This is a genomic window from Streptomyces sp. CNT372 (genome assembly GCF_000377145.1).
The window spans coordinates 94,398-109,575 of record NZ_KB897779.1; the positions used below are offsets into that span (position 1 = coordinate 94,398).

The following is a 15,178-nucleotide window of genomic DNA, read 5'->3' on the forward strand; positions in this document are numbered from 1 at the left end:
TCGTCTCCTCACCGACGCCTACGAGGTGAGCTGTCGGGTTCGGGCCGGAAAGGTGCCCGGCCGCGCACTCGTGGTGCGCGGCTTCACCCCAAGCCGTTCTCGGCCCTCCCTCGCGGGCGGCCGGGACCGGCACTTACCTGGGTCCCCCGCTCCTGCCTACGGCGCTGTTCCAGCGACGACTGTTCCCCCCGACCGACGGCAGGATTCGGCGTGACGGTCAGCGGTGCCCACCGGTGGTGAGCGGTTCCGACCGTAAACACACGTCTCCCCGATGTTCAAAGAAGAACATCGGGGAGAAAACGGACGAACCGCCGGGCGAATGCAGGCTGTTTCCGCAGGTCGCGGTCGAGATGACCGAAATCGGCGGGCGAAAGGGGCCAGTTGCGGCAAAGAGACCCTTGTCTCACTTGCACAGAACGGACATTACCCGACGAAACGACAGGGCGAACTACTCCTGCTCCAGGCCGAGATCGAGGCTCTGACCGGGGAGGATGAGGTCCGGGTCGTCGCCCACGGTCGTCTCGTTCGCGGCGTAGAGAGCCGCCCAGCCACCCGGGACCTCCCGGTCGGCGGCGATCGTCCAGAGGCTGTCGCCGTCCTGGACCGTGTAAGTGCCCTCGGGTGCGGCCTCGGTCACGCCGTCACGTGCCGATCCGTCACCTCGTGAGGCATGGTGGCCGTTCTCGCGGGATACGTCCGCATTGTCCTGATCCGTGGCTTCCGAGGCCGGGGGCTCGGTCCCCTCGGGGGCCGGGGTGCCGCGGTGCTTGCCGGTGCCCTCGGGCACGGACCGCTCGCCCTCGGGGACGACGGAGCCGTCGGCGTCCGCGTCGGCGGAGGGGTCCACCTCCTTGGCGGGCTCCCCCTCCTTCTTGTCCGTGGCGTCCGGAGCGCCGCCCTCGGGCGCGCCCGTCCCACCGCCCGTCCCACCGGAGCCGGTGCCGTCGGTGCCGCCGGTCTCGCCGGCCGGGCCGCTCTTCGCCAAGTCGCCGTCCGTCGCGTCGGAGCCGGCGCCGTTGTCCGCGTCCGGGGTGGCGGAGGGGGCGGGCTCGGAGGGGAGCAGGTCGCCGGGCTGGACACCCGGGTCGGCGTCCCCGTCCGCCGTCAGGCCACCCACCACCGCGCACGCCTGCCACGCCTCGGGCCCCTGCGCCTGCAGCACCTTCTCGGCGACGGCGATCTGCTGGGACCGGCTGGCCAGATCGGCACGCTCCGCGTAGGCGGTGCCGCCGAAGTCCTCCCAGTTCTCCTGGGAGAGCTGGAGGCCGCCGTAGTAGCCGTTACCGGTGTCGATCGTCCAGTTGCCGCCGGACTCGCACTCGGAGACCCGGTCCCAGGTGGCGGCGTCGGCAGCGGACGCGGAGCCCGCGCCGAGCAGCGGGATGGCGATGGCCGATCCGGTCACCCCCGCCGCGACGACGATGGCCGGTGCCTGACGGGGGCGGCGGTGGCGTCCGTTCCCGGAGAGCATGCAGTTGCCTTTCGCGTGACTACGGGGACCCGTGTGACCTCGTGAGGTCTCCGGGTGGGGGTGAACGTAGTCGCATTCGAACGTGAGTCACAAGTCGATGCAGCGCAGATCACGTGAAAGTCACAGAATTGACGAACCGTCAGTTTGTTTGGGGCGTGAACTCAACGGGCAGAGTGCGCAATCCGCGCATGATGAGCCCCCCACGCCACCGCAAATCACCCGGATCACCCGCAAGGCGCAGATCGGGCAGCCGGGTCAGCAGTGTCGCCAGCGCGGTCTGCCCCTCCAGGCGGGCGAGCGGGGCGCCCAGGCAGTAGTGGATGCCGTGCCCGTACCCCAGATGCTGGTTGTCCCGGCGGGACAGATCGAGGGTGTCCGGCTCGGCGAATCGCGCGGGGTCCCGGTCGGCGGCCGCGAGCACCACGAGCACCGGGTCGCCGGCCGCGATGCGCTGCCCGCCCAGGGTCAGCGGCTCGGTGGCGAACCGCCAGGTCGCCATCTCCACCGGCCCGTCGTAGCGCAGGAGTTCCTCCACCCCGGTCGCCAGCAGCCCCTCCTCCCCCGCCGCCAGCGACGCCTGGAGCCGGGCCCGCTGCGCGGGTTGGTTCAGCAGGGTGTGGACACCGTTGCCGATGAGGTTGACCGTGGTCTCGAACCCGGCGAAGAGAAGGATGAACGCCATCGCGGCGGCCTCGTTCTCGGTGAGGTGCTCCCCGTGGTCGGAGGCGCGGATGAGGCCGGAGATGAGGTCGTCCTCCTCTTCCTCCCCCAGCGACTCCCGCTTGCGGTGGATGAGTTCGGCGAGATAGCCGCGCATCTTCTTCACCGAGCGGGCCACCCCGCCGCGCGGGCCGCCGCCGTGTCGGATCATCATGCCCGCCCAGTCCCGGAAGTCGTCCTGGTCCTCGCGCGGGACGCCGAGCAGGTCGCAGATGGCGTAGATGGGAAGCGGGAACGCGAACTCATGGATGAGGTCCGCCTCCCCGCGCCCGGCGAAGGCGTCGATGAGCCGGTCCGTCAGCTCCTGCACCCGGGGCGCGAACGCGGCGACCCGGCGCGGGGTGAACGCCTTCGCCACCAGCCGGCGCAGCCGGGTGTGGTCCGGCGGGTCGATGTTCAGCAGATGCGTCATCAGCTCCGCCTTGCGCTCCCCCGGGATCCCCGTCTTCCCCTTGGCGTGCGCGGGCTCGGCATGGTGCGCGGGGTTCTTGGACAGCCGCTGGTCCGCGAGCGCCTGCCGCGCGTCCCCGTAGCGCGTCACCAGCCACGCCTCCACCCCGGACGGCAGCTCCGTCCGGTGCACCGGCGCGTGCTCCCGCAGCCACGCGTAGGCGGGATAGGGATCCGTCGCGAACTCCCAGGTGAACAGCGCGGGCGCGACGGGGACGGGCGGGGTGACGGGCGGCTGGTCGTGCATGCGACGACGGTAGCGCCCCCGCCGTGATCACTCGTCCGGCGGACGTCCCGGCATTCCCCCTGGCCAGGCTGACGGTACGCGCCAGACTCCGTCGCATGGGAACGCTGATGAGTGCCGCAGCCGAGGACCGCCGGGACGAGCAGGACGACCGGGAGGGCCGGAAGGAGTCCGCCGGGGAGCAGTACGTCTTCCCGGTGCCGCCGCGCGGCGGGTGGACGGCGGACGACCTCGACCGGATCAAGGGCCTCCCTCCGCACACCGAGCTGATCGACGGGGGCCTGTTCTTCGCGAGTCCGCAGACCTTCTTCCACATGGCCGTGCTGCGCCTGCTGGAGAACGCGCTGGTGCGGCAGGCACCGGAGCATCTGTACGTGGTCCGGGAGATGACGACGAAGCTCGGCGAGCGCGACCGCCCCGAGCCCGACCTCATGGTGGTCCCCTGGAGCGCGCGGACCGGCCCCGAGCAGACCTGGTACGCCCCCGAGGACATCCTGCTCGCCGTCGAGATCGTCTCCGAGGAGTCCGTCCACCGGGACCGCGAGCTGAAGCCCCGCAAGTACGCCGCCGCCGGCATCCGCCACTTCTGGCGGGTGGAGAAGAACGGCGACGCACCGGTCGTCTACGTCTACGAACTCGACCCCGCCACCGGCACCTACGCCGTCACCGGCATCCACCACAGCCGGCTCAAGGCCGAGGTCCCCTACCCCCTCGACATCGACCTGACCTCGATGGACCGGCGCCGGGGCCCGGCGCAGGACTGACCGGCGAGGTCCCGCTCCCCGGGCGGCGGCAGCCGGCGGCCCCGCCGGGCTGCGCTCAGGCGGGGCCGGGGGCCTCCGGCCCCGCGGCGGACTCGGCCGTGCGGATCGCGTCGCGGTAGGCGCGGGCCGCCGCGCGGAGGGCGGCCTCCGGGTCGGTGCCGTCGGCCTCGGCGCGGACCGCGAGGCGGAGCAGGTCGTAGCCGATGCCCTCGCCCGCCGGAAGGTCCACGGGGAGATCCGCCGCGCGGACGCGGGAGGCGAGTTTCGCGGCGAGGGCCAGGCCGGGCTGGCCCAGCGGGACGCCGTCGGTGACCGAGGCGCGCTGCTTCTCGATCGCCTTGGTGCGCAGCCAGTGCGCGTGCACGTCCTCCGGGGTCTCGGCACTCTCGTCGCCGAAGACGTGCGGATGCCGGTGGATCAGCTTCTCGACGATCGTCGCGGCCACGTCGTCCACCGAGAACGGCTCCTCCTCGTCCTCCTCCGCGATCCGGGCGTGGAAGACCACCTGGAGGAGGACGTCCCCCAGCTCCTCGCGCAGCTCGGTGCGGTCGCCGTCCTCGATGGCCTCGACGAGTTCGTACGCCTCCTCGATGCCGTACTTCGCCAGGCCCCGGTGCGTCTGCCGCGAGGTCCACGGGCACTCGCGCCGGACCCGGTCCATGACCTCGACCAGGTCCAGCAGCCGGGCGCCCGGCAGGTCGTAGGAGCCGGGCAGCAGCTCCAGCTCCGGCATCGCCACCCGGCCCGAGCCGCCGAGGCGGGCCAGCCCGTCGGTCAGCGGCTGGTCCCCCGTGCCCGAGGTGACCACGACCACCGTCCGCCCGCCCGCGCACGCGGCCACCAGCTCCTCCGCGCCGGGCACCCCGTGCTCCACCGCGACGCCCGCCTCCCGCAGATACGGCAGCTGGGGGTGGGCCGCGTCGGCACAGAGCACCAGGTCCGCCGTGTGCAGGGCCTGCCAGGCGGGCCAGGACAGCAGCCCGGGGGCCACCCGGTGGCTCGCGGTGAGCAGGACGAGCCGGCCGGCGGAGGGCGACGGCGATGCGGAGGCCGACGGCGATGCGGAGGCGGACGCCGGTGCGGAGGCGGAGGGGGCGGAGGCTTCCTCGGTCATCCGTCGAACCTACCTCGGCCCCGCGTGCCTCAGGCCCCGGTCGCGGGCTCCGGCTCCTTGGTGACCTGGGTGATCCAGGGGGCCCGGTAGGCGCCGAGCTCCAGCTTGGCGTCGTTCCAGGCGCCGAAGCGCGGGTTGACGTCGATGTCGAGGGACCTCGCGGCGGCGGTGAACGCCTCGTTCATCTCCTGCTGGCCCTCGGGGGTGTTGGCCGCGCCCAGGGACTCGGCCAGCTTGCCCACCAGGACGTCCCGGCGGATCACGTCGTCCAGCTGGTCGGGGGCGACCCCGCGCTGCTGGAGGTACAGCTCGGCGAGCTGCTCCTCGCCGCCGGACTGCCCGGCGAGGGCGGCCCGGGCCTCCTGGACCTCCTTGCGGGTCACCGTCACCCCGGCGTCGTCGGCGGCCTTCGTGACCACCCGGTCCACGATCAGGTCGTACAGCTTGGCCCGGCCGAGCTGCCCGGTGTCCTTGATGAGCTGGGCCGCCTGCGCGGAGGACTGCTGAGCGTCGCGTACGTCCCGCACCTGCGCCTGCACGGTGGACACCTCGATCCGCTCCCCGCCCACGACGGCGGCGGCGCCGGGGTGGGCCTCGTTCCCGCAGGCGGAGAGGAGGGGGACGGCGGCGGCGAGGGCCGCGGTGAGGGTGAGCGCGGTGCGACGGCGGCGGTGCAAAGGAGCCTCCCGGGGAGAGTTTGTGCATCGGAGCACAAAGCCTTGCGGTGATCGATGGTAGGCAGTCGGAGTGGCGCAGGCCACTGGTTCGCCAAACGATTCGCCGAGGGCTACGGATGCGGTGCCCCGCGCACCCCGCGCGGCGCGTCCCGGGAGCCGGTACCCCGACGCTCATCCGGCGTTCACCCGCCGCTCACGCCCGCGTCAGCGGCCCCTCCCCCGGGCCGCCCTACCCTCGCCCGGTGACCACGCTCTCCGTCATCGTCCCCTGCTACAACATCTCGGCGTACGTCGCCGAGACCGTGGCGGGCCTGGTGAACAACGCGCGCGAGGACTTCGAGTTCGTGTTCGTCGAGGACCGCTCCACCGACGACACCTTCGAGGCCCTGACCGCGCTCACCGCCCGGCTCCCGCACAGCACCGTCGTCCGCCACGACGAGAACCGGGGCCTCGCCTCGGCCCGCAACACCGGCATCGACCGGGCGAGAGGGCGGTATCTGACCTTCCTCGACGGGGACGACTGGCTGGGCCCGGGCCACCTCGCCGCGCTGGTCGAGGCGATCGGCCGGCTCGGCGTCGACTTCGTGCGCACCGACCACGTCCAGGCGACCGGCACCCGGCGCACCCTCCAGCGCGCCCCCGAGGGCCGCCGGGACGTGCCCCTCGACCCGCGTTCCTCGATCCTCCCCGTCGACGAGTCGAGCATGGTCGACTACCCGTACGCCTGGGCCGGGATCTACGACGCGCGCCTTCTCGACCGGGGTCTGCTGCGCTTCACCGACGGACTGCGCACGGCGGAGGACCGGCCCTGGATCTGGCAGTTGCACCGCAGGGCCGAGTCGTACGCCGTGGTCTCCCAGCACCGGATCTTCTACCGGCGCGGGGTGGCGACCTCCCTCACCCAGATCGGGGACGTGCGCCAGCTCGACTTCGTCCGCGCCTTCGACCAGGTCCTGGACGAACTCGCGGACGACCCGGAACATGAGGCTCTGCTGCCCAAGGCGGTCCGCAGCTACTGCGCCGTGATCGCCCACCAGCTCCGCGACCGGCGCCGCTTCAGCCGCCCGGTCGCCCGTGAACTGATGACCCGCACCGCCGGCGCCCTCCGGCGGATCCCCGCCGCCGAACTGGAGCGGGCCCTGACCGGGCTCGACGACGAACGGCGCGCCCTCGTCCGGAAGGCCGCGGCATGACCGTCCAGATCTTCTGCGCCGCGACCCAGTACGCCGCGGCCACCGTCACCGCCGCGCTGCGCGCCGGGCTCTTCGGACCGCGCCCGGGCAAGCGCCGGATTCTGCTGGTGAGCGACACCTCGGCCGCCCCCGAGGTGGGCGTCCCGCTGGACCGGATGTCCGGATTCGACGCCCTGCGCGGGGAGTTCGACGAGGTCCGCTCCTGGAACTCGACGATCCGGCCGCACCACCCGGCCGGCTGGTCGCCGCGCGCCCAGGACGCGGTCCTGTGGGAGCGGAGCCTGCGGCTCGCCTGGGACCTCGGGGACGAACGGGTGGAGATCGCCTGCGAGTCCATCCAGGCCAACCCCTCCCGGGCGATCGCCACGATCTTCGCGGACAGCCCGGTCGACGTGTACGCGGACGGGCTGATGAGCTACGGCCCGACCCGCAACCACCTTCCGCTGCCGCTGAGCAGCCGGGTCCGGCGGCTGATCCACCTCGATCTGGTGCCCGGGCTGCGGCCGCTGCTGCTGGCGGAGTACGGCGTGGCGCCGGTCGCCGTCCCGGACGCGGAGTTCCGGGCGGTGCTCGCCGGGATCGGCGCGGCGGCCGAAGTCGGCGGACAGCACTCCACGGCGCTGCTGCTGGGTCAGTACCTGTCCGCGCTGGAGCTGATCACCCGGGACGAGGAGGAGGCGCTGCATCTGCGGATGCTGCGCGGCGCCGCCGCCCTCGGCCACCGCACGGTCACCTTCAAACCGCATCCCAGTGCCCCGGCCGACTCCACCCGCGCGCTGGAGGAGCTGGCGGCGGAGCTGGACGTCTCCCTGCACGTGCTGCGCGCCCCGGTGCTGGCGGAGACCCTGTACGAGCGGGCCAGGCCCGAGCTGGTGGTGGGCTGCTTCTCCACGGCGATGATCACGGCGGCCGCGTTCTACGGCATCCCGGCGGCCCGGGTGGGCACCGAACTGCTGCTGGAGCGGATCGCGCCGTACCAGAACAGCAACCGGGTGCCGCTCACGCTGGTCGACGCTCTGGTGCCCGAGGTGGGCGACCCGGAGCGGGCCGGGCGGCCGGTGGACCTCACGGCGGACGTGGGGGCGCTGGTGCGCGCGGTGGGGTACTGCATGCAGTCGCAGGCCCACCCGGGGCTGCGGGAGGAGGCGGCGGCGCTGCTGGCCTCGCTGCCCCAGGAGCGGCTGACCCGCTGGTTCAAGCGGCGGCGGCTCGCCGCGCTGAGCCTGCCGGGGGCACCGGCGCCGGTGCGCGGGGCGGCACTGCGGAGCAACCCGGTGGTACGGAAGGTGGCCCGCCGGCTGCGCTGAGCACGCGCCGGGGGCGGCGGCGGCCGGGGGCGGCGGCGGCCGTGGCGGCCGGAGACAGCGGGGCCCGTGGCGCCGGGGGCCCGGGGCCGCGGCCGTCAGCCGACCGGGGTGCGCTCCGGCTCCGGGACGGGCGGCGCGGGGGCGGGCGGTGGCACGGTCCGGCGGGTGGCCGGGCCGAGCATGATCAGGCGGGAGACCAGGAAGGTCACCGGGATCGCGCCCGCCGCCGCGAGCAGCGGCGCGTAGGTGCTGGCCAGGCCGAGCACGTCCACCAGGAGGTAGACGCCCGCGGTCGTGATCACGAAGTTCGCCGCGTTGCTCAGCGGGAACAGCAGGAACTTCCGCCAGGTGGGCCGGGTGCGGTAGGTGACGTACGAGGTCAGGAAGAAGGACACCACCATGGAGAGGGTGAACGCGGCGATGTGCGCGGCCACGTACGGCAGGACCGTCAGCAGCGCCCGGTAGAGGCCGTAGTACACCCCGGTGTTCACCGCGCCGACCGCGACGAACCGGATGATCTGGCCGCGTGTGGTCATCGCCCTGCCCGTTCCTCGCGCCCGTTCCGCGCGCCCGTTGCCTGCACTGCCCTGCCGTATCCGTCGTGCGCGCCGTTCGCGCCGTTCGCGCCGTTTACGCGGGGGAGGCGGGCGTCGGTCGTCTCCACCACGGGCAAGGGTGGCACATCCGCGCGCCGGGCCCGGCGCGCACCGGGCCCGGCGGCCCGTGTCAGGGGCGGAACCGCTGCTGTCGCTCCAGCGCGCGCCGCAGCTCCACCGGGAGCTGGTGGTAGGGCCCGTACGCCCGTTCCGCGTCGTAGAGCAGGGACTGGAACTGGTGCCAGGCGCCGGTGTGGTCGCCGACCGCGAGCAGCAGGTGTCCGATGCGGTGGCGGACCTGGAAGGCCCGGTCCCGGTCGGTCCGTTCGTAGTGCGGCAGCACGGCCCGGAACTCGGCGAGGGCGGCGGCCGGTTCGCCGAGCTGTTCCAGGCACTGGGCGGCGTCGTGGCGGTACTGGAGGGTCTGGGGGTCGGCCGGGCCCGCCTCGGCGGTGCGGTCGTCGGCGAGGCGGCGCAGCTCGGGCAGGGCGCGGCGGTACTGGCCGTCGTCCATCAGGGTCGCCGCGTACTGCTTGCGCAGGATGCGGACCACGGGCGAGCGCTCGCCGTGCTCCTCGGCGGCGGCCGGGAGGATGCGTCCGAGGATGTCCACGGCCTGGGTGATGCTGCCCTCGCCCAGCAGGCGCTTGACCTCGTCCACGGCGGCGGCGACATCGGGCCGGGGCGCGGCGGCCGGCACCGGGGGCACGGCCGGGGCCGGCGGGGCGCCCGCCCGGTCCGGCCAGGGGGCGTGGGGGCGCAGGAAGGGGCGGGTGGGGTCGAGCGGTCCGGCGGGCGCGCCGCGCGCGGGCAGCAGCGGGGCCAGCGCCTCGTAGACCTCCTGCGCGCCGGACGGGCGGTGCTGCGGGTCCTTGGCGAGCAGCCGCAGCACCAGGGCCTCCAGCTCCTCGGGCACCTCGGGGCGGGCCCGGCGCACGGGCACCGGGGGCTCGTAGAGGTGGCGGTGGAGGACGCCGAGGACGGTGGACCCGGCGAACGGCACGTTCCCGCTGAGGAGTTCGTGGAGCACCACGCCGAGGGCGTAGAGGTCGGTGTAGGGGCCGACAGCGCCGCCCATCGCCTGCTCGGGGGCCATGTAGGCGGGGCTGCCGATGGGGGAGCCGGTGTGGGTGAGGCGGGTGGTGTCGGTGTCGATGACGGAGGCGACGCCGAGGTCGAGGACGGTGACCGTGCCGTCCGGCTTCACCATCACGTTGCGGGGCTTGAGGTCCCGGTGGACGATCGGCACCGCGTGGACGGCGCCGAGGACCGCGCACAGCTGGGCGGCGACGGAGACGGCCCACTCCCACGGGTAGGGGTCGTGCTCGGCGAGGTGGTCGGCCAGGTCGGCGCCGTCGACGTACTGCATCACCAGGTACAGGTCGTCGTCGTCGCTGCCCGCGTCGTGCACGGTGACCAGGCCGGGGTGGCTGACCTGGGCGGTCACCCGGCACTCGCGTACGAAGCGGCGGCGCATCTCGTCGGCGGCGGTGGCGGCGGCCATGTGGTCGGGGCGCAGCAGCTTGACGGCCACGCGCCGGTCGAGGCGCTGGTCGTAGGCGGCCCAGACCTGGCCCATGCCGCCCTGGCCGATCAGTGCCGAGAGTTCGTAGCGGCCGGCGACGACGCGCCCGCTCACCGGCCGCCGTCCCGGTCGCGGGCCCCGCCGTCCCGGCCGTCCTGGTGGTCGCCGCCGCGCAGGAGGTCGCTCAGCTCGTCGAGTTCGGCGCGTACCTGGTCGATCCGGGCCTTGGGGCGCTCGGGCCCGGACCCGGGGGTGCCGGGGTGCGGGGTCCCGGGGGTGTGGGCGGGGCCGGGTATGCCGGTGCCGGGGCGGGGGGTGCCGCCCGGGGGCGGGGTGAGCTGCGGCGGGGGCGTGTGCCGCTGCGGGTGCGGTGTCTGCGGCGAGGGCGCCGGGTAGCCGTACCCGGGGGTGCGGGGGGTGAACGGGCCGGGGGTCGGGATCGTCGGCCCGTACGGCGAACCGGCCGGCGCGGGCCCCGTCCACCCGCCCACCGGGCGCGGCGGCTGGTAGTGGCGGATCTCGGCGACCAGATAGTGCACCGAGCCGCCGATCGCGAGACCGAGCATCAGCAGGATGAAGACGAAGTCCACCGCGTTGGGGTCCGCGTCGGCCGGGGCCCCGAACGCGCCGATCATCGCCACCGCGACCACCGCGAGGACCAGGGCCCCCGTGAACAGCACCCAGTCCAGGGTGCGGCGGCGCACGGCGGCCAGCCGCAGCAGCGCCCCCCACGCCAGGAACCCGAAGCTGACCAGCGCCAGCGCCACGAGGACGACGCGCACGACGACGAGCAGCGCGGTCGAGGGGCGCCGGGGCTGCGGCGGCGCGTAGCCGGGGCCGTGCATGTCCTGCTCCTGGGGTGCCTGTGGTGCCTGTGGTGGCGGTGGACCGGTGCGCCGGGCCGGGGAACACCGGTCGGCGGGGTGAAGCGTATACACCGACACCGCCGGGCGGCTGCGGGTTGTACGGAACGGACGCCGGACCCGGGTCACCCGGGGAGGACGCGGCCGTCCGTCAGCCCGTCGCAGAGGCCCTGGACGAGTTGCTCGCCGAGGCGTCCCGCGAGGCGCAGCGCGTCCTCGAACTCGCCCAGCGCGCGGAAGCGTTCGCCGTAGCGCCGCTGGTCGGCGAGGGGCAGCCGGGGCAGCTGGAGGCGGCGGACGTCGAGCCGGGTGGCGGTGGAGGCGTAGCTGCTCGCCTGGCGCTGGTTGGTGCTGCCGCGCAGGAAGCCGGCGAGGAACCAGGGGTCCAGGGCCGCCGGGTCGGGTCGCAGGAGCTGGAGGTTGCGGCCGAGGGCGGCTCCCGCGAGGGTCCCGTCGGCGACCCGGACGAGGGTTCCGGCGCCGAGTACGGGCACGATCACGTCACCGGCCGCCACCAGGACGGCCTCCTCCTCGGCGTCGCCCTCGGGCAGGGTGCCGGTCGGTCCGCGGCCGGCCAGGACGTCCTGCTCGGTGAGGACGGGGACGGCGTCGCCGGGCGGGGCCGTGCCCGGACCGCCGGCCCGCAGCACGAGGGCCCCGGCGCGGGCGAGTTCGCCGACCGTGGTGGACGGCCAGGGGAGCGGGCCCCCGGGCGGGGCGGGCCGTGCGGGCGGCGGGGTCAGTTCGGCGGCGCGGCCCAGGGTGCGGGTCAGGTGTTCGCGCACCCGCACGAGTTCGGCGGTGCCGCCGGCCGCCGCCGGGGGCGGCAGATGGCGGGCGGGGGCCAGGTCCACGTCGTCGTCGAGCAGTTCGATGACGGGGACGGACCGGCTGACTCCGGGGGCCTCCTCGACGGTGCCGTGCCGGTCGGCGGCGCGCCACGCGTCGAGGACCGTGGTGCGCAGGGCGGTCCAGTCGATGCGGTCCCGGCCGCCGCCGGCCGCGCCGGGGGTGCCGTCGGAGCCGGCCGCGGTGTCGACGACGAGGAGTTCGGGGACGGGCCGGTCCCCGGGGGCCGGGCGGCGCAGGACCCAGAGGTGGAGGGGGATGCCGTAGGGCGGTGCGGCGCCCGCGGGCAGGGCGACGACGGCGCGCAGGGCGCCGCGGCGCAGCAGCCCGGCGCGGACGCGGCGGCCGGAGCGGCGGGAGGCGGCGGCGGGGGGCATCAGCAGGACGGCGGTGCCACCGGGGCGGAGCCGGGCCAGGGCGTGCTGGACCCAGGCGAGTTCGGACTCGGTGCGGGCGGGGAGGCCGTACTCCCAGCGGGGGTCGTAGGCCAGTTCCTCGTGGCCCCAGTGGCGTTCGTTGAACGGCGGGTGGCACAGGACCACGTCCGCCGTGAGGTCGGGGTGGGCGTCGGCGCGCAGGGAGTCCCCGGCGGCGGCGTGCACGGGGGCGTCGCCGTGCAGGGCGAGGCGGAGGGCGGCGAGGGCGGTGAGGTCGGGGTCGGCGTCCTGGGCGTGGACGGCGGCTGGGCGCTCGGCGGCGCGCAGCAGGGCGCCGGTACCGGCGGCGGGGTCGAGCACGGTGCCGCCCGCACCGGCCAGGGCGGCCATCAGTTCGGCGGGGCCGGGCGGGGTGAGGGTGTACTGCCGGGGGTTGGCGTCGAGATGGCGGCCGAGCAGGAACTCGAAGGCCCCCCGGGCGCCGGTCCCCGCCGCGAGTTCGGCGACGCCCCGCAGCAGGGCGGTGGAGGAGGCCAGTTCGTCGGCGCCGGGGGCCGGTACGGGCCCCGGTTCGCCGAACCGGGCGGCCAGGGTCTCGGCGAGGACGGGCCGCAGCGCGGCGGCCAGCCGCTCGTCGGGGACGGCGGCGGCCGCGGTCCAGCGGGCGGGCCGGTCGTGGACGGCGAGGAGGGCGCAGCCGGCCTGCGTCAGCGCGGTGACGGCGCCGGCGGGGTGGGCGGCGAGGTGCTGCCACACCCGCTCGCGCAGCGGCACCTCGGCGAGCTTGCCCTGCTCGCGCAGCCAGCGCTCGACCTCGGCCAGGGCGAAGGAGGGGCTGGTCTCGGTGCCGCCCACGGGTCGGGGGAAGTCGGCGTGTCTGCGGCGCCAGTTGCTCACGGCGGCACGTCCGACCCCTGCCAGGCGGGCGATCCCGGCGGCGGTCACCTCTGCTGCGTTCTCCGGCATCCGAGTTTCCCCCTCGACGGGCCGACAGGTGGTCGCTGCTGTGATGGCGATCCTAGCGGCCCGACGGGACGCCATCCTTCACAGCATGACACCACCCCGCCCGACACTCTTGTGTTGACTCGGTTCACAGGCTCTGCTGTTATTGACCCATCGAAAGCGGATCTCCTTTACGTGATTCCTACATGTCCCCGGGGGGATACAGCCATGTCTCAGAGCACCCAGCAGTACGGCCCCGGCGAGCCGGGCTTCGGCCCCGGCACGGGCCCCGCGCCGTTCGCACCCCAGCAGCCGCCGCGCAACGGCCTCGGCACCGCCGCCCTCGTCCTCGGCATCATCGGCCTGATCCTGGGCATCGTCCCGTTCCTGTTCTGGCTCGGCGGGATCCTGGGCCTGCTCGCCCTGATCCTCGGCCTCGTCGGCCTCGGCCGCGCCAAGCGCGGCCAGGCCACCAACAAGGGCGTCACGATCGCCGGCACCGTGCTGGGCGGTCTGGCACTGATCGTGAGCGCGGTGGTGGGTGTGGTGACCGTGACGGCCGTGAAGGACGCGGTCGACGAGGTCAACAAGACGATCGAGGAGTCCGCCCCCAAGAAGCCGGCCCCGAAGGACAAGGCGGCCGGGGACGCGGACAAGGGCGCCGACGCCCCGGCGGACACGGCCGGCGACGGCAAGGGCGCGGTGGACGAGGCCCTGGAGGGCGGGGACGGCGTGGTCTACGACGACGACCTGACGGTGACCGTCTCCGCGCCGCGCGCCTACACGCCGGGCGAGTTCGCGGTCGGCCACACCAAGGGCAACAAGAGCTACCAGGTCACCGTCGAGATCGACAACGCCGGCAAGGAGAAGTTCGACGCCTCCCTGGTGATCGCCGAGGCCCGCGCGGGCGCGGAGGGCACCACCGCCGAGCAGATCTTCGACGAGAACGTCGGCGAGGGCTTCAGCGGCACGGTGCTGCCCGGCAAGAAGGCGACCGTGACCTACGCCTTCGACGTCCCGTCCGGCGCCAAGGCGATGACCGTCGAGGTCACGCCGGGCATCGACTACGACGCCTCGCAGTGGGAGCTGAAGCTCTGATCCACCGAGGGGGGAAGGTGCGGGCCGTCCGTCCGGGCGGCCCGCACCGCTGTGCGCGGGGGCCCGGGAGGCTCGGCGGTGGTGGTGGCGGTTGCGGTGGGGGCGACGGCGGCGGTTGCGGCGGGGCGACGGTCGCGGTGACGTGGCGTTGGCGGTGGCTCAGCCGCCGCACTGCCGCAGCATCGTCTCCTTGTCCGGCCCGGTGACCGGCAGTTCGTACTTCAGGGCCACCTGCGCGAAACGCACCGCGTAGGAGCAGCGGATCGACTTGTTCGGCGGCAGCCAGGAGGCCGGACCGGAGTCGCTCTTCGCGGAGTTGGCCCGGCCCTCGACCGGAAGCAGATTGAGCGGGTCGTTCGCGAGGCGGCGGCGCTGGGCGTCGTCCCAGCGGGCCGCACCCATCTGCCAGCCGTACGACAGCGGCACGACGTGGTCTATCTGGACCTCGGCCGCGTTCGCCTTCTTCCAGGCGATGTCCTTGCCGGTGTACGGGTCGTACAGGTCCATCGACACGACCACGCAGTCGGAACCCCTACGGAACTCGACGTCCTGCCCATGGAGTTTCAGCAGGTCGTTGCGGGTGTCGCAGCCGTTCCTCGCCAGCGGCACCCCGTCCGCCGTATCCATCCAGGCATAGCCGAACTCGTCCCGGTCGTAACCCGTCTTCGGACCGCGCCCCTTGGTGGCGACGCGGCCGATCAGCTCACGGGCCCGGGCCCGGTCCTTCTCCCCGGCGAGGGCGCCGAGGCCCGGCTCGGTGCCCTCCGGGTTGGCGAAGGGGCTGGCGCCCCGGGCCCCCGCCGCTCCCCCGCCGTCGGCGGGCCCGGCCGCGCCGCCGCCCCGGCCCAGGTCCTCGCAGCCGGTGAGCAGCACCACCGCGAGGAGCGCCGCCGCCCCGCCCCTGACTCCTCCACGTCCCGTCACGCCCCTACCGTACGCGGCCCGCGCACGGCGGTCACCGGGGCAGGGGGCCGCGGGGGCGGCGGTC

At 74.6% G+C, this 15,178-nt stretch carries 13 protein-coding genes and 1 riboswitch; of the genes, 4 read left to right on the forward strand and 9 right to left on the reverse strand.

What is annotated here, in order from left to right:
• A riboswitch (cyclic di-AMP (ydaO/yuaA leader) is annotated at positions 1 to 174 on the reverse strand.
• A 274-nt stretch (positions 175 to 448) separates the two neighbouring features.
• Both C593_RS0108380 and C593_RS0108385 read right to left on the reverse strand, forming a co-directional pair.
• Positions 449 to 1,471 (reverse strand): transglycosylase family protein, encoded by a 1,023-nt coding sequence (locus tag C593_RS0108380; RefSeq protein WP_018846849.1) that lies wholly within the window; start codon positions 1,469 to 1,471, stop codon positions 449 to 451.
• 139 nt (positions 1,472 to 1,610) lie between these two features.
• On the reverse strand, positions 1,611 to 2,888 hold the full coding sequence (locus tag C593_RS0108385; RefSeq protein WP_018846850.1) for a cytochrome P450: 1,278 nt from the start codon (positions 2,886 to 2,888) through the stop codon (positions 1,611 to 1,613).
• A 107-nt stretch (positions 2,889 to 2,995) separates the two neighbouring features.
• Here C593_RS0108385 and C593_RS0108390 point away from each other — a divergent pair, with 107 nt between their 5' ends.
• Positions 2,996 to 3,649: a Uma2 family endonuclease gene (locus tag C593_RS0108390; RefSeq protein ID WP_018846851.1), complete on the forward strand. Its 654-nt coding sequence runs from the start codon at positions 2,996 to 2,998 to the stop codon at positions 3,647 to 3,649.
• Positions 3,650 to 3,704: 55 nt separating this feature from the next.
• Here C593_RS0108390 and C593_RS0108395 read toward each other — a convergent pair whose 3' ends face one another.
• A complete protein-coding gene (locus tag C593_RS0108395) occupies positions 3,705 to 4,763 on the reverse strand; it encodes a nucleoside triphosphate pyrophosphohydrolase (RefSeq protein ID WP_018846852.1) in 1,059 nt (352 codons plus the stop codon).
• Between the two features lie 29 nt (positions 4,764 to 4,792).
• Positions 4,793 to 5,440 carry a SurA N-terminal domain-containing protein gene (locus tag C593_RS0108400; protein ID WP_018846853.1) on the reverse strand — a complete coding sequence of 216 codons (648 nt, stop codon included), beginning with the start codon at positions 5,438 to 5,440 and terminating at the stop codon, positions 4,793 to 4,795.
• Between the two features lie 242 nt (positions 5,441 to 5,682).
• Here C593_RS0108400 and C593_RS0108405 point away from each other — a divergent pair, with 242 nt between their 5' ends.
• Together C593_RS0108405 and C593_RS0108410 are read left to right on the forward strand one after the other, a co-directional pair.
• Entirely contained in the window at positions 5,683 to 6,633 is a 951-nt protein-coding gene (locus C593_RS0108405) for a glycosyltransferase family 2 protein (protein WP_018846854.1), read from the forward strand.
• Positions 6,630 to 7,940: a polysialyltransferase family glycosyltransferase gene (locus C593_RS0108410; protein ID WP_018846855.1), complete on the forward strand. Its 1,311-nt coding sequence runs from the start codon at positions 6,630 to 6,632 to the stop codon at positions 7,938 to 7,940. Before C593_RS0108405 ends, C593_RS0108410 begins: the two co-directional genes overlap by 4 nt.
• Before the next feature lie 95 nt (positions 7,941 to 8,035).
• Here C593_RS0108410 and C593_RS0108415 read toward each other — a convergent pair whose 3' ends face one another.
• The 4 genes from C593_RS0108415 to C593_RS0108430 all read right to left on the reverse strand — a co-directional run bounded on the left by C593_RS0108415 (position 8,036) and on the right by C593_RS0108430 (position 13,116).
• Positions 8,036 to 8,476: a GtrA family protein gene (locus C593_RS0108415; protein ID WP_018846856.1), complete on the reverse strand. Its 441-nt coding sequence runs from the start codon at positions 8,474 to 8,476 to the stop codon at positions 8,036 to 8,038.
• 190 nt (positions 8,477 to 8,666) lie between these two features.
• The gene (locus C593_RS0108420) at positions 8,667 to 10,175 is read right to left on the reverse strand and encodes a serine/threonine-protein kinase (RefSeq protein WP_018846857.1); all 1,509 of its coding nucleotides are present in this window, start codon (positions 10,173 to 10,175) and stop codon (positions 8,667 to 8,669) included.
• Positions 10,172 to 10,906, reverse strand: coding sequence for a hypothetical protein (locus C593_RS0108425; protein ID WP_018846858.1), 735 nt, complete (start codon positions 10,904 to 10,906; stop codon positions 10,172 to 10,174). The genes C593_RS0108420 and C593_RS0108425 overlap by 4 nt, the downstream gene beginning before the upstream one ends.
• Positions 10,907 to 11,049: 143 nt before the next feature.
• Entirely contained in the window at positions 11,050 to 13,116 is a 2,067-nt protein-coding gene (locus C593_RS0108430; protein WP_018846859.1) for an N-6 DNA methylase, read from the reverse strand.
• 204 nt (positions 13,117 to 13,320) lie between these two features.
• Here C593_RS0108430 and C593_RS0108435 point away from each other — a divergent pair, with 204 nt between their 5' ends.
• A complete protein-coding gene (locus C593_RS0108435) occupies positions 13,321 to 14,190 on the forward strand; it encodes a DUF4352 domain-containing protein (RefSeq protein ID WP_018846860.1) in 870 nt (289 codons plus the stop codon).
• Positions 14,191 to 14,349: 159 nt separating this feature from the next.
• On the opposite strand, the gene C593_RS0108440 is transcribed toward C593_RS0108435, so the two are convergent.
• On the reverse strand, positions 14,350 to 15,114 hold the full coding sequence (locus tag C593_RS0108440; protein WP_051093648.1) for an HNH endonuclease family protein: 765 nt from the start codon (positions 15,112 to 15,114) through the stop codon (positions 14,350 to 14,352).
• Positions 15,115 to 15,178 lie beyond the last annotated feature (64 nt).